Consider the following 15,619-nt stretch of genomic DNA (forward strand, 5'->3'; position numbering starts at 1 on the left):
GAGCTAGGCGCTCTGGAAGATGCTGCGGAACAGCACCGCGCCGTCTTCCGAGCCGAGGTCGGCGTCGAAGGCGCGGTCGGGGTGGGGCATCAGGCCCAGGACGTTGCCCTTGGCGTTGACGATGCCGGCGATGTCGCGCGCCGAGCCGTTGGGGTTTTCCTTGTAGCGGAACACCACCTGGCCTTCGCCCTCGATCCGGTCGAGGGTCTCTTCGTCGGCGAAGTAGTTGCCCTCGCCATTGCCGACGGTCATCACCGCCTGGCGCTGCTCGCCATAGCCGGCCGTGAAGCGGGTCTGGCCGTTGACGATGTCGAGCTCGACGGGCTTGCAGACGTACTTGAGGCCGGCGTTGCGCAGCAGGGCGCCGGGCAGCAAGCCGACCTCGGTCAGCACCTGGAAGCCGTTGCAGATGCCGACGACCGCCACGCCCTTGTTCGCGGCGGAAACGACTTCCTTCATTACGGGGCTCAGCGCCGCCATGGCGCCGCAGCGCAGATAGTCGCCGTAGGAGAAGCCGCCGGGCAGGACGATCAGGTCCAGGTCGTCCGGCAGGGCCGTCTCCTGGTGCCAGACCATTTCGACACGCGCCCCAGCGGAGCGCTCGATGGCGACCTTGCAGTCACGATCGCAGTTCGAACCCGGAAAAACGATGACGGCGGCTTTCATGGCGCGGGCCTGTATCACCGTTCGGACGGAATGTCAGTCACGCAAGGCCGATATTACGCGCACGCGTCCAATTCCGGCTCTACCGCCTCGCCGCTGGGCGGCGGGAAGGGCGTCTTGAAGGTGAAGGCCGCGGGCGTCGGACCGTGGGCTTCCAGGTGGGCCAGCTTCTCCAGCGCCTCCTCGACCGTCGGCGTATGGCCGGCCGGGACCCACCACAGCGTCATATAGAGGTCCATGTGCTCGAACCACTCGCGGCGGCGGCGCATGATCTCAATGTGCCCGCTGCGATAGACGAAGGCGCCCAGGGACGGGATGTCGGTCCAGACCGAGAGGTTGGGGATGAACAGCGGATCGTCGCCGATCGCCAGGTCCGTAGCGTTGTTGCCATCGCCCTTCAGTCGCCAGACGAAACCGGGCGAACCCTCGGCCAGCGCGTTGATGCGGTCGAGGTTGTCGGCGAAGTCCTTGATCATCGGGTGATCGATCGGCGCCTTCAGGCGTCCGACATTGACCTGGGCCAGGTGGAACGTCTCGCTCATGAGGGTCTCCCTTCCGCTCGTCGTCGAACATTGTGCTGCGAAGCTTCGAGCGGAAGGGGAGGTAGAGAATTTTGCCGGACCGTCCTGGGTGCGCTGTCGTCTCAGTCGGCTGCCTCCGAGCGCAGCCAATCGATTACGGTCGAGGCTGCGCGAGACGGCCTACGGCCGCTCGCTATGACGATCCAATAGGCCGCTTCCCGGGTTTCCAAGACGAGGTCGTAGGGCGCGGTCAGCACGCCTTGCTCAAGCGCGGATCCCATCATGCGCAGGCGGCCCAGCGCGACGCCCTCGCCCTGTAGCGCCGCTTGCGCGACGACATTGTAGTCGGTCAGCTGAACCTTTCGTGCGGCCGCGAAGTCGAAGCCGGCGGCTGCGCTCCACAGCGTCCAGTCGAAGGCTTTCCGGGTGATCAACAGCGGCAGGTCCGCGAGCGTCGAGCCCGTCTTGGCCACTGGCGTCAGGCGCTCGGTCATCAGCAGGGTTGCGTCCACGCCGTCCCACACGCCGCCCCCGTAGCGGATAGCGAGGTCGTGGCGACCCGCGCGCAGATCGGCGGCGTCCAGGCTGGGGTCGAGTTCGACGGTCAGGGTGGGATGAGCCTTGCGAAGCCGGCCCAGCCGCGGCGCCAGCCAATGGGCGGCGAACGAAGGCAGCACGCTGATCCGCACGACCGCGTTCGCTTCGCTGGCCAGGGCGGCCGTCCCGTCGGCGATCAAGGCGAACGCCCGGCCGACCGTGTCGTAGTAGCGCTCGCCCGCCGGGGTCAGGTCCATGCCGCGGGCGTGGCGGACGAACAGCGTCACGCCGAGGTCCTGCTCCAGTTTGCGGACATGATGGCTGACAGCGCTCTGGGTGATCAGCAGTTCGCGCGCCGCTCGTGAGACGCCCCGCAAACGCGCCACGGCCTCGAATGCTCGCAGAGCGGGGATGGGCGGCAGAAGCGGAGCGGAACGCATGACGGAGGCATGAGTCAGATCGAACGCTGCGCCTGTCAATTCGAATGAGCGGCCAAGCCGGCTTGGCGTTAAGACTGTGCGCATGACGCCAGACCGCCGCGCCCTGCTATCGCTGATCGCCGCCGCGCCATTCGCCGCTAGCCGAGGAAACGCCATGACCAGCGCCCGTCACGACCTGATCTCCGACCGCATCGCCGCGCTGGGGATTGATCTCGGGAAGTCGGCGCCGGGCGGCGCCTATGCCTCGGTCGTCGAGGATCGCGGCGTGCTTCAGGTCAGTGGCATGGTGCCCAGTCTTGACGGCGTGCTGGTCGCGACCGGCGCAGTTGGAGCCGAAGTGACCTTGGAGCAGGCGCAATACGCCGCCAAGGTTTCCGCCTTGCGCTGCCTGAACGCCGTGCGGGTCTACCTCGGCGACTTCGGCCGCGTCCGCCGCGTCACCAAGATGACGGTCTATGTCCGCACGGCGCCGGGCTTCTATCAGATCAGCGAGGTGTCTAATGGCGCGTCCGAACTCCTGAATGCGATCCTGGCGCCGGAGGGCCAGCATGCTCGCACCTCGGTCGGCGTCTTCGCCTTGCCCCGCAACGCGCCGCTGGAGTTGGACATGACGGTCGCCATCGATCCGGCGTGACTTGAAGGCGCCGACTACAGTTCGATCATGTCGAAGTCGGACTTCGGCGTGCCGCACATCGGGCAGATCCAGCCCGCGGGGATGTCGGCCCAGCGGGTGCCGGGCGCGAGGCCCTCGGCGGGATCGCCCTGTTCCTCGTCGTAGATGTAGCCGCAGGTGCGGCACTGCCAGACCTTGAGGGGTTCCGCGCTCATCGCCGCCTCAGTGCATCTTGAAGCGGATCGGCACGGCCTTGGGGCCGCAGACGAAGTTGGCGGTCATGCGGGTGGGCGTCCCGTCCAGCTCGACGCTGTCGAGGCGGGCGAACAGCTCTTCCCACAGCACCCGCATCTCCATCCGCGCCAGGTGCTGACCCAGGCAGATGTGCGCGCCGTAGCCGAAGGCGATGTGCTTGTTGGGCGTGCGGTCGACCTTGAAGCTGAACGGGTCGTCGAACACCGTCTCGTCGCGGTTGCCGGACGGATAGGACAGGAACAGCCAGTCGCCCTTGGCGATCTTCCTGCCCGCCAGTTCGGCGTCGGCCGTGGCGGTGCGCATGAAGTGCTTCACGGGCGTGACCCAGCGGATCGATTCCTCGATCAGGCCGGAGATCAGCGACGGGTCGGCCTTCACCTTGGCGAACTGGTCGGGGTTCTCGGCCAGCGCCCACAGGGCGCCGGCGGTGGTCGAGGAGGTGGTGTCGTGCCCCGCGGTGGCGGCGATGATGTAGTAGCTCATCGCCTCCAGGTGCCCCATCGGCTCGCCGTTGATCTTGCCGTTGGCGATGATGCTGGCCAGGTCGTCGCGCGGCCTGGCGCGGCGATCCTCGGTCATGGCGTTGAAGTACATCATGAAGTCCATGACCACGGACTGGATGCTGTCGACCCCTTCGCCGGCGTCGGTGATCGTCTTGCCGCTGCGGTTCAGGTCGGGGTCGGCGTTGCCGAACAGCTCCTGGGTCAGTTTCAGCATGCGGGGCTCGTCGCTCTCGGGGACGCCCAGCACCTCCATGATCACGTGCAGCGGATAGAGGAAGGCCACGTCCCGGGCGAAGTCGCAGTGGTCGCCGTGCTCGGCCATGCGGTCGACGAAGCCGCGGGCGATCTCGCGGATGCGGGCCTCCAGCGCCCGCAGATTCTGCGGCAGCAGCGACCCTTGCGTGATCTTGCGATAGGCGAAGTGGTCGGGATTATCCATCTGCACCAGCGAGCGAACGAGGTGAGGGGACCCGCCCATCATCTCGCGCACCTTGCGGTCCGCCTCGATCGTGGTCAGCACGGTGGCGCGGTCGCCGTTGTGAAACAGTTCGTTCTGGCGCTCGACCTCCAGGATGTCGGCGTGGCGCGTGACGACCCAGAACGGATCGAAGCCCTCGGGCTGGGCGACATCCAGCGGCGCCTCCTTGCGCAGCCAGGCGAAGGCCTGGTCGACGCGATCGCCGTCGGCGTAGGCGGTGGGGTCGACAATGTCCTTGGCGATGTCGGCGGGGATCGTCATGCAGGCCTCCTGGCTCCTCCCGAGGATGGCTCTGCGGCCATCTCAATTATTTGCTTGTTGTCCAACAAATAACTAAGTTCGGCAAGATGACATCGTCCCTTAAGGTCCCCGAGCGCCGCACCCAGTCCGATCGCCGCCAGCAGTCGGAGGCCGAACTGCTGCGCGCCGCCGCCGAGCTGATCGCCGAGCAGGGGGTGGCCGCCGCCACCTTCGAGAACATCGGGCTTAGGGCCGGCTACAGCCGCGGGCTCGTCACCCAGCGGTTCGGCTCCAAGCAGGGCCTGATTGAGGCGTTGATCGCCCGCCTGCAGGCGAGGCTGGCGGCGCAGATGGACGATCGGCGCCTGGACCAGCTCAACGGGCTGGAGGCGGTGCTGGGTTTCGTCGACGCCTTCCTGACGAACCTGTCGCGCGACGGGGAGATGCGGGCCTATTTCGTGCTGCTGGCCGGCGCGGTGGCCGACGTCTCGGAACTGCGCGCGCCGTTCGCGGTGGCCCACAAGGGCGCCGAGGAGCGGCTGGAAGCCATGGTGCTGCGCGGTCAGGCCGAGGGCCTGATCCGCCCGGGGCTCAACGCTGACGCAGCCGCCTTGATGGTGGGGTCATTGCTTCTGGGGCTTTCGACCCAGCTGCTGATCGATCCCGGCATGGACCTGGAGCCCATCCGGGAGACCAGCCTGGCGATGCTGCGGCGCAGCTTCGCGGCCTAGATTGAAGAAATCCTGTCTGGGATTTCATTTGAACCGCCCCGCCCGTGATTGTGAGATCCTCGCTCTTTCAACGCGAGTTCAATCCATGTCCCGTGCGCTGCTTGCTTCCGTTCTTTGTCTGGTCCTCTCATCGACGGCGCCGGCCTTCGCTCGGGACGCCGAGCCGGCGCCCGACAACGCGGCCATGACGGAGATCTTTAACGCGGACCAAGCCATCCGGCAGGGCTTTACGGTGGGCCAGAAGCCGGACCGCGCGTTCGTCGAACGGATGACCGCCGAAGACGCCGCGCGTCGGCTTAAGGTTCGGGCTCTGCTGGAGGCCGGCGCGCTCAAGACGGGCGAGGACTTCCGCAAAGCCGCCTTCGTTTTCCAGCACGGGCTCCGGCCGGACGACTTTCTCATGGCTCACAGCCTGGCGATCGCCGCCGCCGCTAGAGGATCGCAGCAAGCCGCCTGGATCGCCGCGGCCAGCCTCGACCGCTACCTGCAAATGACTGGAGGGGCGCAGATCTACGGCACCCAAACCACGGTTCGGCAGGGCGAGGCGCCGACGTTGGACCCCTATAACCGGGATCTCATTCCAGACGCCCTGCGATCGGCGCTGGGGGTTCCGGCGCTGGCCGAACAGCAGGCCAAGCTTGAGAGCGTCCAGAGCGCGATGAAGGCCGCGCGGCCCGGAACGCCAACGCCGTAAAGCGGGCCGGCTCAGCGGCGCGCCGGTCCGCCAGCCCGCGCCGTCTGGGCTGGGCCCTAGGCGACGTCGATGCGGTAGCTTTCGATGACCGTATTGGCCAGCAGCTTGTCGCACATGGCCTTGACCTCGGCCTTGGCGGCTTCGGCGTCGGTGGCGTCCAGGTCGAACTCGATGACGCGACCGACGCGGGCGTCCTTCACCGAAGGCCAGCCCAGGCCATGCAGGGCGTTCTCGACGGCCTTGCCCTGGACGTCGAGCACGCCGGGCTTCAGGAACACGTGGACGGTGGCTTTCATCGTCTTGCCTTTTCGCGACCCTCTCCCCGAGGGAGAGGGAGGGACCCATGCGCGGCATGGGAGGGTGAGGGGTTACGGGGCCGTCCGGATGGGGTGAAACCCCTCATCCTCCCACGCGTCCGGGGACGCGCGGGCCCCTCCTTCTCCCGCAGGGAGAAGGGGTCCTTTTTAGTGCACGCCGCCTTGGATGACGGTCGGCATTTCCTTCATGATCCCCAGGCGGCGGGCCACCTCGGTATAGCTCTCGATGACGTTGCCGAGGTCGCGGCGGAAGCGGTCCTTGTCCAGCTTCTCGTTGGTCGCGGCGTCCCACAGGCGGCAGCTGTCCGGGCTGATCTCGTCGGCCAGGATGATGCGCGAGAAGTCGCCTTCGTAGACGCGGCCGAACTCGATCTTGAAGTCCACCAGCGTGATGCCGACGCCGCTGAACAGGCCCGACAGATAGTCGTTCACCCGCAGGGCCATGGCCATCATGTCGTCGATCTCCTGGGTCGCGGCCCAGTTGAACGCGGTGATGTGCTCCTCGGAGACCATCGGATCGCCGAGCTTGTCGTCCTTGTAGTAGAACTCGATGATCGAGCGGGGCAGGGGCTGGCCCTCGGTCAGGCCCAGGCGCGTGGCGATCGAGCCGGCGGCGATGTTGCGCACCACGACCTCTAGCGGGACGATCTCGACTTCCTTGATCAGCTGCTCGCGCAGGTTCAGGCGGCGGATGAAGTGGTTCTGGACGCCGATCGAATTCAGGCGAGTCATGATGTACTCGCTGATCCGGTTGTTGATCACGCCCTTGCCTTCCAGGACGGCCTTCTTCTGCGCGTTGAACGCGGTGGCGTCGTCCTTGAAGTACTGGATCAGGGTGCCGGGCTCGGGCCCTTCGTACAGAATCTTGGCCTTGCCTTCGTAGATCTTCTTGCGACGGGTCGTCATGGCTCTCGTCGAGGCCCTTTTTGGAAGCGCGCGCCGCCCATACCCGAAAACTTCCCGGAGACCGGAAAAACTTCCCGTGAAACGAAAAGCGCGCGCGGCGGATAGCTGCGCGCGGCGTTCGACTCAAGGCCGCTCACTAAAAAATGTCCGCCGGAACCTACCCGAATGAGCGCGCGCGCGCAAACAAACGCAGGTAGTTTGGTCTATGATCGTCGCCGGAAACGTCGCGTCGGCTCCACAGCCCGATTGCGGACCGAAGCGGCACGGGATATGCAGCCGGCGTAGGAGCATGATTGCCGAAAGTGGACGCCGGCTTTGGCGACCGTCATGCTCTAAATGTTTGGAATTAGGGCCTGCCGCGGCCAAATCGGTTGATTTGGCTTCAGACAGGCTGGCGACTTTGGGGCCTTCATGACCACCTTCGACGAACGCGAGCAGGGTTTCGAACGCAAGTTCGCGCTGGACCAGGAACTGGAATTCAAGGCGTCGGCGCGCCGCAACCGCCTGCTGGGCGAATGGGCGGCGGGCCTGATGGGCCTGGCGACGGTCGAGGAATATGCCCGCGCCGTGGTCAAGTCTGACTTCGAACAGCCGGGCGACGAAGACGTGCTGCGCAAGGTCTTCGAAGACCTGAAGGGCTCGGGCGTCTCGGTCAGCGAGGGCGAGGTCCGCATGAAGATGGACGAGCTGATGGCCATGGCGCGCGAGCAGATCAAGGCCGGCGAATAACCGAACCGTTTTTCCTCAGCCGGAAGACATGAAAAAGGGCCGCTCGATCGAGCGGCCCTTTGTTTTTGGATATGTCGCGTTACCAGATGCGCGAGCGCTTCTCGGGCGGCAGGTAGAACTTGTCGCCGGGCTTCACGCCGAACGCCGCGTACCAGGCGTCGACGTTGCGGGTCGGGCCGATCACGCGGAAGTTCGACGGCGAGTGCGGGTCGGACGCCATCTGCTGCTTCAGCGCGTCGTCGCGCGTCTTGTCCTGCCAGGCCTGGGCGAAGGCCAGGAAGAAGCGCTGGTCGCCGGTCATGCCGCCGATCACCGGGGCGGGCTTGCCCTTCAGCGAGGCGTGGTAGGCGTCGTAGGCGACCTGCAGGCCGGCCAGGTCGGCGATGTTCTCGCCCATGGTCAGGGCGCCGTTGATCTTCATGCCCGGCACGGGCTCGTAAGTGTTGTACTGCGCGCCCAGCACCGCGGCCTGGGCCTCGAAGCGCTTGGCGTCCTCGGCCGTCCACCAGTCGCGCAGCTTGCCGGTCTCGTCGATCTTGCGGCCCTGGTCGTCGAAGCCGTGGCTGATCTCGTGGCCGATCACTGCGCCGATCGCGCCATAGTTCACGGCCGGATCGGCCGCTGGATCGAAATAGGGCGCCTGCAGGATGCCCGCCGGGAACACGATCTTGTTTTCCAGGCCGCCGTTGTAGGCGTTCACGGTCTGCGGGGTCATCGCCCACTTGCCGCTGTCGACCGGCTGGCCCAGGTCCTGGAGCTTGTAGGCCCATTCGAAGGCCCCGCTGCGGCGCACGTTGCCGTACAGGTCGCCGGCGTCGATCTTCAGGCCCGCATAGTCGCGCCACTTGTCCGGATAGCCGACCATCACCTTCATCTTGGACAGCTTGGCCAGCGCCGCCTGCTTGGTCGCCGGGGCCATCCAGGGCGCCTTGTTGATCCGCGCGGCCATGGCGACCTTGAGGTTGTCGGTCAGGACCTGCATCTGCGCCTTGGACGACGGCGGGAAGTACTTGGCCGCGTAGGCCTGGCCGACCAGTTCGCCGAGGCTGCCGTCCACCAGCACCACGCCGCGCTTCCAGCGCGGACGCAGCTGGGTCTGACCGGTCAGGGCCTTGATGTACTCGAAGCGGCTGTCGACGAACCGCTTGGAGAGGTAGGGCGACATCTCGACGACGCCCTGGACCACGCGCCAGGCTTTCAACGTCTCCAGCGGCGTGTCGGCGAACAGCTTGGCCAGGTCACGGACGGCGGTCTTCTCGCCCAGCACCACCTTGGTCAGGCCGGGCATGCCGGCGGCGGCGAGGTAGTCGGCCCAGGGAAACTCGGGCGCGTAGGCTTTCAGCTCGTCCAGCGTGACCGGGTTGTAGGTCTTCTCGACATCGCGCCGGTCGGCGACGGCCCAGCTGATCTTGGCGATCGCCGTCTCGAACGCGACCACGTCGGCGGCGGCCTTGGCCGGCTCCGGATAGCCGGCCATCGTCAGCGCGCGTGTCGCGAGAGCCTTGTAGGCCTCCAGTTGCGGCTTGAACCCCTCGGTCAGGTAGTAGTCGCGGTCCGGCAGGCCCAGGCCCGACTGGCCGATATAGAGGACGTTGATCTCGGGCGTCTTGGCGTCGGGATAGATGTCCAGCGAGAACAGGTCTGGGCCGAAGCCGCCGTGGGCCGCGCCCAGGGCGCGCGCCATCTCGGCCTTCGAGGACACGGCCATGGCGGCCGCCACGTCGACCTTGAGCGGCGCGTCGTCGACCGCCTCGACCTTGGCCTCGTCAATGAAGCTGCGGTAGAGGCCGCCGATCTGCGAGCTAGGCGCGGCCGTCTCGATCAGGGTCCGAAGCTGGTCCTGCGAGCGGTTGTAGACGTCGTAGCCGACGCCGGCCGAGGCCTGGTCGGCGGGGATCGTCGTCCGCTTCTCCCAGGCGCCGTTGGCGTACTTGTTGAAGTCGTTTCCGGGCTTCACGGCCAGGTCGCGGGCGGTCAGGTCGACGCCCCAGGCGCCGTACATCGGCTTGTCGGCGGCCGTCGCCACGCCGGAGATCGCCACCGCCGAAACGGCGGCCAGCAGGAAGATGCGCATGCTTTTAGGTTCCAATGCCCCTCTAGGAGCCGGGATGCTGCACCAGACCCGCCCCGGGCGCAGATGAATTTCGCGTAATGTGGGTCAGCGGGCGAGATAACGCCTGATCTCGTACCACGTGCTGGCCTTCTGCTCGAAGCTGCGCGCCGCGTGGGCCGGCGACGAGGAGGGCAGGGCCAGGCTGGGGACGCGGCCGGCCAGAAGACGGACGCCCAGTCGCGCCGCCGTTCCGCCGTTGAAGGCGACCAGGCGCAGTGACGGCAGGGTTTCGATCAGCGCCGCCAGGTCGTTGGCGGCCGGATCGCGGATGGCGGCGTCCAGGCTGCCGGGGCGCTCGGCCTCGGCGATCACATCCCAAAGTCCGACGCCGTGGGCCAGCAGCGCGGAGAGGCGCTGGTCATAGCCGAGGGCGACCAGCGGCGTGTCCAGCACCCGCTCCATCAGGCGCCAGAAGGCGTTCCGGGGATTGCCGTAGTACCGCCCCGCCGCCAGAGAGGCCTCGCCCGGCAGGCTGCCCAGGACGAGGACGCGGGTGTCCGCGTCCACGACCGGGGGAAAGCCCGCCTTGCGCACGGCGGTCGGGACCTTAGGCCTGCTCGCCGAAGACGCGCTTGAAGATCACGTCGACGTTCTTGGTGTGGTAGCCCAGGTCGAACAGCTCCTCGAGCTCGGTTTCCGTCAGGGCCTTGGAGACCACCGGATCGGCCTTCAGGAAGTCGAGGAACCGGCCCTCGCCGCGCCAGACCTTCATGGCGTTGCCCTGGACCGCCGCATAGGCGTCCTCGCGGCTGACGTCCTTGTGCGTCAGGGCCAGCATGACGCGCTGCGAGAAGACGAGGCCGCCCAGCTTGTCCAGGTTCTTGGCCATGTTGTCGGGATAGATGTTGAAGCGCTCGATCACGCCGGCCAGGCGGCGCAGGGCGAAGTCGAGGTGGATCGTGGCGTCGGGACCGATGCCGCGCTCGACCGACGAGTGGCTGATGTCGCGCTCGTGCCAGAGGGCGACGTTCTCCATGGCCGGGACCACGGCCGAGCGGACGAGGCGCGCCAGGCCCGTCAGGTTCTCGGTCAGGATCGGGTTGCGCTTGTGCGGCATGGCCGAGCTGCCCTTCTGGCCCGGATCGAAGGGCTCCTCGGCCTCCAGGACCTCGGTGCGCTGCAGGTGACGGATCTCGGTGGCCAGGCGCTCGACCGACGAGGCCACGACGCCCAGGGCCGCGAAATAGGCCGCGTGGCGGTCGCGCGGGATCACCTGGGTCGAGACCGGCTCGACGGCCAGGCCCATCTTGTCGGCCACGTGCTGTTCGACGCGCGGATCGACATTGGCGAAGGTGCCGACGGCGCCCGAGATCGCGCAGGTGGCGATCTCGAACTTGGCCATCGCCAGCCGCTCCTTGGCGCGCTGGAACTCGGCGTAGTAGCCGGCCAGCTTCAGGCCGAAGGTGATCGGCTCGGCGTGGATGCCGTGGCTGCGACCGACGCAGACGGTCATCTTGTGCTCGAGCGCGCGACGCTTCAGCGCGGCCAAAACGAGGTCGACGTCTTCCAGCAGAAGATCGGTGGCGCGCGACAGCTGCACGGCGAAGCAGGTGTCCAGCACGTCCGAGCTGGTCATGCCCTGGTGCAGGAAGCGGGCTTCGGGACCCACGATCTCCGACACGTGGGTCAGGAAGGCGATCACGTCGTGCTTGGTGACGCGCTCGATCTCGTCGATGCGGTCGCTGTCCCAGACCGCGTCGCGGCCCTTCTCCCAGATCGTCTCGGCGGCGATCTTGGGGATGACCCCAAGCTCGGCCATGGCGTCGGCGGCGTGGGCCTCGATCTCGAACCAGATCTTGTACTTGGTCTGGCTGGACCAGATGGCGGCGGCTTCGGGGCGGGCGTAGCGGCTGATCATGGGGCGGCCGTTTCGACCCGACCGCCCCGGGAGTCAAGGGAAGAGGGTTATTACTTACGCCCCCGCCCGCGCCTTCATGTGCTTGACCAGCCCGATCGCCGCCAGGGCGTAGTGGACGCCGGCCCAGGCGTAGAAGCACAGCGAGACGATGATGCCCTGCTGGGTCGAGCGGGCCATGGCGGCGGCGCAGGCCTTGGCCAGCTCCGGCGCTGCGCCCTTGGGGGCCAGGCCGCCGGGGCAAGCCGCCCCGAAGCTGGCGGGGCCTGTCTCGCCGAACGAGCCGACCACGGCGTGCAGGATGCCGGTCGAGCCGGGGTTGTTGAAGTTGAACTGCGCCAGATGGTCGATCAGCCAGCCGGTGAACACGGGCCCGCCGCCCAGGGCGATCAGGTTGAGGAAGAAGAACAGCAAGGCCGTGGCGGTGGCCCGGCGGCGCGGCTCGACCGAGTTCTGCACCACGCCGAAGGTCGGGGCCAGGTAGGTGTAGTGGAATATGCCGGGGATCAGCAGGATCAGGGCCGTGGCCTGCCAGCTGGTCTGCAGATAGGCGGCGATATAGATCGGCGTGCAGATCAGGAGGCCGATGGCCGGCGTCAGGGCGTACCAGCGGGCGCTCTTCTTGCCGGCCCAGTCCGACAGGAAGCCGCCCACCAGCGTGCCGACCCCCGCCGAGAACCCGCCGATCAGGCCGACGATCAGCCCCACCTGCGCCAGGCCCAGCCCATAGGTCCGCACGAAGTAGGGCGGAACGAACGCGCCCGAGCCGTAGGAGCCGAACGAGGCGATCGTGACGCCCAGCACCATGTGCAGGACCGGCCACTTGCCGAACAGGATCTTGGTGACGGCCCAGAGCTCGGCGAACTCCTGGGCCAGGGAGAACGGCGGCTTGGCGGCCGGCTCGACCACCACGTCCTCGGCCTCGATCGGGCGCTCGACGATCTCGGAATGGCCGCGCGGCGGCTCCTTGACCACCAGCTTGACCAGCAGGGCCAGCAGCACGCCCGGCAGGCCGACGATGACGAAGGCGACGCGCCAGCTGAACTCCTGCGCCAGCCATCCGCCGGCCACCGCGCCGAACATGGTGCCCAGCGGGATGCCGAACGAATAGATCGACAGGGCCGAGGCGCGCGCCTTGGGCTCGTAATAGTCGCTGATCAGCGAGTGGCTGGGCGGCGAGCAACCCGCCTCGCCGACCCCCACGCCGAAGCGGTAGAGGGCCAATTGCGTGAAGTTGGCGGCCGCCCCGCAGAGGGCGGTGAAGCCCGACCAGATGACCAGCGAGACCGAGATGATGGTGACGCGATTGTAGCGCTCGGCCAGCCGGGCGATCGGAATGCCCAGGATCGTGTAGAGCAGGGCGAAGTAGAGGCCGCCCAGCAGGCCCAGCTGGGTGTCGGTCAGCTTGAGGTCGACCTTGATGGCCTGGCCGATGGTGGCGATGATCGTGCGGTCGATGAAGTTGAAGGTGTAGGTCGCCAGCAGCAGCCCTAGCACTGCGGCCTTGTAACCCTTGGAATATACAGGCGAATAAAGCGGCCGATCGCCGCCGGACGCACGCGCGTCGGCCATACTGACTCTCTCCCTTCAAACATTTGTTCTAATTGTTGAAGGGACTGTGACCGAGCGGAAGGCAAAGCGCCAGGGGCTAAATTTCGCGCCCCTGACGCCCTCGATTTCAGGAGACCATCTCGGCGGCGATGGTGCGCCGCGCCCGCCAGAACAGCCCGAACGACACCACGCCCATCAGCGCAGAGACGATCAGCGCCCAGCGGACGCCCTCGGCCGATCCCATGCCCAGCGGGCCGGCGAACAGGTCGCTCATCAGGCCCACGCCTAGCGGGCCGAGGCCCAGGCCGATCAGGTTGATGATGAACAGCAACACGGCGGCGGTCGTGGCGCGCATGGCCGGATCGACGATGCTCTGGGCGGTCGCGTAGACGGGGCCGTACCACAAGGCGCCGAGCAGGTAGTAAGGGACCAGCAGGATCAGGGCCGGAACGGCGCCGGGCAGGTTGATGGCGGCGATGTAGAGGGGAACCGCCGCCAAGGAGGCGAGGGCTGGCGCGATGACATAGGCCCGGATGTCCCTGGAGCCGTAGCGATCGGCGATCACCCCGCCCAGCCAAGCGCCGATCACGCCGGACGTTCCCGCGATCAGGCCCAGCGACAGGCCCAGGAAGCCGGCGGACTTCAGACCGAACTGGGCCGCCAGGCTGGCCAGCTCGGCCGTGTGGTTGCGGAAGAAGAACGAGGCGGTGAACGGCGCCTGGCCATAGCCGATGAAGGCCTTGATCGCCGCGGCCAGGGCCACCAGCCAGAAGGTCTTCTTGGCGATCAGCAGCGCCAGCGCCGCGCCCAGGCCGATCGGCTGGGCGGCGCGGGCGGCGAGATCGGCGGCCAGCTGCTTGCGCGGCTCGACCAGGGTGAGGGCGGCGATGATGGCGAACACCACGCCGGGGGCGCCGGCGACCATGAAGGCCACCCGCCAGCCATAGGCGTCGGCCACCAGCCCGCCCATGGCCATGCCGACCAGCGTGCCCAGCGGCGTGCCGATCGAGTAGAAGGCGATGGCGCTGGCGCGCTTTTCCTTCGGGACATAGTCGGTGATCAGCGAATGGGCGGGCGGGGTGCAGCCGGCCTCGCCAATCCCGACGCCGATGCGGGCCAGGATCAGGTGCCAGAAGTTCTGGGCGAAGCCGCAGAGCACGGTGAAGGCGCTCCAGGCCGCGACCGAGGCGGAGATGATCAGCGGCCGGTTCTTGCGCTCGGCCAGGCGCGCGATCGGGATGCCCAGCACGGTGTAGAAGACCGCGAAGGCCAGGCCCGTCATCATGCCCAGCTGCCAGTCGGCCAGGCCCAGCTCCTGCTTGATCGGCTCGGCCAGGATGTTGACCACCTGCCGGTCCAGGAAGTTCAGGGTATAGATGATCAGAAGCAGCCAGAGGGCGTAGCGCCTGTAGGCGGTCGACACCGGCGCGATCAGGGGCGATCCGGTAGGCGCGATGGGGCCGTCCTTGGCCATGGCGTCTCTCCCTCGAACATCTGTTCTAATCGTTGAGGCGACCATAAACGCAGGCTAAGCCCAAGGGCCAGCCGGCATTTGCGTCAGCGGAGGAAAGCCCATGGAACTCGTGATCGGCACCAAGCGGTGGTCAAGCTGGTCGCTGCGGCCGTGGCTGGCGCTGAAGGCGACCGGCCAGCCGTTCAAGGAGATCGAGATCGAGCTGCGGCGTGGCGAGGCCACCACCGCCGAGATCGGCGCCTATTCGCCCAGCAAGCTGGCCCCGGCCCTGAAGGACGGCGATCTGGTGGTCTGGGACTCGCTGGCGATCTGCGAATACCTGGCCGAGAAATTCCCCGAGGCCAGGTTGTGGCCGGCCGACCCGGCCTTGCGGGCCCTGGGGCGCTCGGCGGCCGCCGAGATGCATTCGGGCTTCCAGTCGCTGCGCGGCGAGTGCCCGATGGCGCTGGAACAGGCCCCGCGTAAGCTCGACATTTCCGAAGCCACCCAGAAGGACGTCCGCAAGATCGTCGAACGCTGGAACCAGCTGCTCAAGCGTTCGGGCGGGCCGTTCCTGCTGGGCGAATGGTCGATCGCCGACGCCTTCTTCACGCCGGTGGCGAGCCGCTTCCGCACCTATGAGATCCACCTGTCGGACTATGGCGACGCGGGCGCCGCCGGGCTCTACGCCGAGCGGCTGCTGGAGACCCCGGCGTTCCTGGAGTGGGAGCGCGCGTCACGGGCGGCCTGACCGCCGCGGGCCCCCACCTGACCACGCTCCGCGTGGTCGTCCGCCCCCGGAGGGGGCGGAAGGATCGCGCCCACTTCTTCCCCCTCCGGGGGAGGAGCGCGTCAGCGCGGAGGGGGCAAGTACGAGCGTTCGTCGCGCTCCATGATCCGCGTAGACGGAATCGAACCGAACGATTTCAACGGCTTCTCACTTTTACACGCCGCTGGATCATCCGCGTTGAAACCGCCGCCATACTCAGAGCTGTCCCCGTCGCGGGGGAGGGCGCTTGG

At 67.3% G+C, this 15,619-nt stretch carries 17 protein-coding genes; 5 read left to right on the forward strand and 12 right to left on the reverse strand.

Annotated features, from left to right (window positions below):
* Positions 1–3: 3 nt before the first annotated feature.
* The 3 genes from purQ to DI526_RS14875 all read right to left on the reverse strand — a co-directional run bounded on the left by purQ (position 4) and on the right by DI526_RS14875 (position 2,161).
* Complete coding sequence (gene purQ / locus DI526_RS14865) at positions 4–666, reverse strand: phosphoribosylformylglycinamidine synthase subunit PurQ (protein WP_304279465.1); 663 nt, start codon at positions 664–666, stop codon at positions 4–6.
* Between the two features lie 53 nt (positions 667–719).
* On the reverse strand, positions 720–1,205 hold the full coding sequence (locus DI526_RS14870) for a DUF3291 domain-containing protein (RefSeq protein WP_304279467.1): 486 nt from the start codon (positions 1,203–1,205) through the stop codon (positions 720–722).
* Positions 1,206–1,306: 101 nt separating this feature from the next.
* Complete coding sequence (locus tag DI526_RS14875; RefSeq protein WP_304279470.1) at positions 1,307–2,161, reverse strand: LysR substrate-binding domain-containing protein; 855 nt, start codon at positions 2,159–2,161, stop codon at positions 1,307–1,309.
* A gap of 82 nt (positions 2,162–2,243) precedes the next feature.
* Between DI526_RS14875 and DI526_RS14880 the strand changes: the two genes are divergently transcribed.
* On the forward strand, positions 2,244–2,795 hold the full coding sequence (locus tag DI526_RS14880; protein WP_304279472.1) for a RidA family protein: 552 nt from the start codon (positions 2,244–2,246) through the stop codon (positions 2,793–2,795).
* Positions 2,796–2,809: 14 nt separating this feature from the next.
* Here the strand turns inward: DI526_RS14880 and DI526_RS14885 are convergent, their stop codons facing one another.
* Positions 2,810–2,989 carry a rubredoxin gene (locus DI526_RS14885; protein WP_304279475.1) on the reverse strand — a complete coding sequence of 60 codons (180 nt, stop codon included), beginning with the start codon at positions 2,987–2,989 and terminating at the stop codon, positions 2,810–2,812.
* A gap of 7 nt (positions 2,990–2,996) precedes the next feature.
* On the reverse strand, positions 2,997–4,271 hold the full coding sequence (locus tag DI526_RS14890; protein WP_304279478.1) for a cytochrome P450: 1,275 nt from the start codon (positions 4,269–4,271) through the stop codon (positions 2,997–2,999).
* Positions 4,272–4,357: 86 nt separating this feature from the next.
* On the opposite strand from DI526_RS14890, the gene DI526_RS14895 reads away from it, so the two are divergent.
* Together DI526_RS14895 and DI526_RS14900 are read left to right on the forward strand one after the other, a co-directional pair.
* Entirely contained in the window at positions 4,358–4,981 is a 624-nt protein-coding gene (locus DI526_RS14895) for a TetR/AcrR family transcriptional regulator (RefSeq protein ID WP_304279480.1), read from the forward strand.
* A gap of 28 nt (positions 4,982–5,009) precedes the next feature.
* A complete protein-coding gene (locus DI526_RS14900) occupies positions 5,010–5,675 on the forward strand; it encodes a hypothetical protein (protein WP_304279482.1) in 666 nt (221 codons plus the stop codon).
* A 56-nt stretch (positions 5,676–5,731) separates the two neighbouring features.
* Here DI526_RS14900 and purS read toward each other — a convergent pair whose 3' ends face one another.
* Positions 5,732–5,971 carry a phosphoribosylformylglycinamidine synthase subunit PurS gene (purS, locus tag DI526_RS14905; RefSeq protein ID WP_252631005.1) on the reverse strand — a complete coding sequence of 80 codons (240 nt, stop codon included), beginning with the start codon at positions 5,969–5,971 and terminating at the stop codon, positions 5,732–5,734.
* Positions 5,972–6,139: 168 nt separating this feature from the next.
* Positions 6,140–6,898 carry a phosphoribosylaminoimidazolesuccinocarboxamide synthase gene (gene purC / locus DI526_RS14910; protein ID WP_099538612.1) on the reverse strand — a complete coding sequence of 253 codons (759 nt, stop codon included), beginning with the start codon at positions 6,896–6,898 and terminating at the stop codon, positions 6,140–6,142.
* A gap of 411 nt (positions 6,899–7,309) precedes the next feature.
* Between purC and DI526_RS14915 the strand changes: the two genes are divergently transcribed.
* Positions 7,310–7,627, forward strand: a complete 318-nt coding sequence (locus DI526_RS14915) for a DUF1476 domain-containing protein (protein WP_304279493.1) — start codon at positions 7,310–7,312, stop codon at positions 7,625–7,627.
* Between the two features lie 79 nt (positions 7,628–7,706).
* Here DI526_RS14915 and DI526_RS14920 read toward each other — a convergent pair whose 3' ends face one another.
* The 5 genes from DI526_RS14920 to DI526_RS14940 all read right to left on the reverse strand — a co-directional run bounded on the left by DI526_RS14920 (position 7,707) and on the right by DI526_RS14940 (position 14,620).
* Entirely contained in the window at positions 7,707–9,701 is a 1,995-nt protein-coding gene (locus tag DI526_RS14920) for a M13 family metallopeptidase (RefSeq protein WP_304279495.1), read from the reverse strand.
* A gap of 84 nt (positions 9,702–9,785) precedes the next feature.
* Complete coding sequence (locus tag DI526_RS14925; protein WP_304279498.1) at positions 9,786–10,274, reverse strand: DNA-deoxyinosine glycosylase; 489 nt, start codon at positions 10,272–10,274, stop codon at positions 9,786–9,788.
* Positions 10,275–10,287: 13 nt separating this feature from the next.
* Positions 10,288–11,598, reverse strand: a complete 1,311-nt coding sequence (purB, locus tag DI526_RS14930; protein ID WP_304279501.1) for an adenylosuccinate lyase — start codon at positions 11,596–11,598, stop codon at positions 10,288–10,290.
* Between the two features lie 54 nt (positions 11,599–11,652).
* On the reverse strand, positions 11,653–13,167 hold the full coding sequence (locus DI526_RS14935; RefSeq protein ID WP_304279504.1) for an MFS transporter: 1,515 nt from the start codon (positions 13,165–13,167) through the stop codon (positions 11,653–11,655).
* A 106-nt stretch (positions 13,168–13,273) separates the two neighbouring features.
* Positions 13,274–14,620, reverse strand: a complete 1,347-nt coding sequence (locus DI526_RS14940) for an MFS transporter (RefSeq protein WP_304279507.1) — start codon at positions 14,618–14,620, stop codon at positions 13,274–13,276.
* A 100-nt stretch (positions 14,621–14,720) separates the two neighbouring features.
* Between DI526_RS14940 and DI526_RS14945 the strand changes: the two genes are divergently transcribed.
* Positions 14,721–15,350 (forward strand): glutathione S-transferase family protein, encoded by a 630-nt coding sequence (locus DI526_RS14945; RefSeq protein WP_304279509.1) that lies wholly within the window; start codon positions 14,721–14,723, stop codon positions 15,348–15,350.
* Positions 15,351–15,619 lie beyond the last annotated feature (269 nt).

Source organism: Caulobacter segnis (genome assembly GCF_003243465.1).
Lineage (GTDB): Bacteria > Pseudomonadota > Alphaproteobacteria > Caulobacterales > Caulobacteraceae > Caulobacter > Caulobacter segnis_A.

Coding starts and splice junctions, on each gene's coding strand:
- purQ (WP_304279465.1), bottom strand. CDS start 666: ATGAAAGCCGCCGTCATCGTTTTTCCGGGTTCGAACTGCGATCGTGAC.
- DI526_RS14870 (WP_304279467.1), bottom strand. CDS start 1,205: ATGAGCGAGACGTTCCACCTGGCCCAGGTCAATGTCGGACGCCTGAAG.
- DI526_RS14875 (WP_304279470.1), bottom strand. CDS start 2,161: ATGCGTTCCGCTCCGCTTCTGCCGCCCATCCCCGCTCTGCGAGCATTC.
- DI526_RS14880 (WP_304279472.1), top strand. CDS start 2,244: ATGACGCCAGACCGCCGCGCCCTGCTATCGCTGATCGCCGCCGCGCCA.
- DI526_RS14885 (WP_304279475.1), bottom strand. CDS start 2,989: ATGAGCGCGGAACCCCTCAAGGTCTGGCAGTGCCGCACCTGCGGCTAC.
- DI526_RS14890 (WP_304279478.1), bottom strand. CDS start 4,271: ATGACGATCCCCGCCGACATCGCCAAGGACATTGTCGACCCCACCGCC.
- DI526_RS14895 (WP_304279480.1), top strand. CDS start 4,358: ATGACATCGTCCCTTAAGGTCCCCGAGCGCCGCACCCAGTCCGATCGC.
- purS (WP_252631005.1), bottom strand. CDS start 5,971: ATGAAAGCCACCGTCCACGTGTTCCTGAAGCCCGGCGTGCTCGACGTC.
- purC (WP_099538612.1), bottom strand. CDS start 6,898: ATGACGACCCGTCGCAAGAAGATCTACGAAGGCAAGGCCAAGATTCTG.
- DI526_RS14915 (WP_304279493.1), top strand. CDS start 7,310: ATGACCACCTTCGACGAACGCGAGCAGGGTTTCGAACGCAAGTTCGCG.
- DI526_RS14920 (WP_304279495.1), bottom strand. CDS start 9,701: ATGCGCATCTTCCTGCTGGCCGCCGTTTCGGCGGTGGCGATCTCCGGC.
- purB (WP_304279501.1), bottom strand. CDS start 11,598: ATGATCAGCCGCTACGCCCGCCCCGAAGCCGCCGCCATCTGGTCCAGC.
- DI526_RS14935 (WP_304279504.1), bottom strand. CDS start 13,167: ATGGCCGACGCGCGTGCGTCCGGCGGCGATCGGCCGCTTTATTCGCCT.
- DI526_RS14940 (WP_304279507.1), bottom strand. CDS start 14,620: ATGGCCAAGGACGGCCCCATCGCGCCTACCGGATCGCCCCTGATCGCG.
- DI526_RS14945 (WP_304279509.1), top strand. CDS start 14,721: ATGGAACTCGTGATCGGCACCAAGCGGTGGTCAAGCTGGTCGCTGCGG.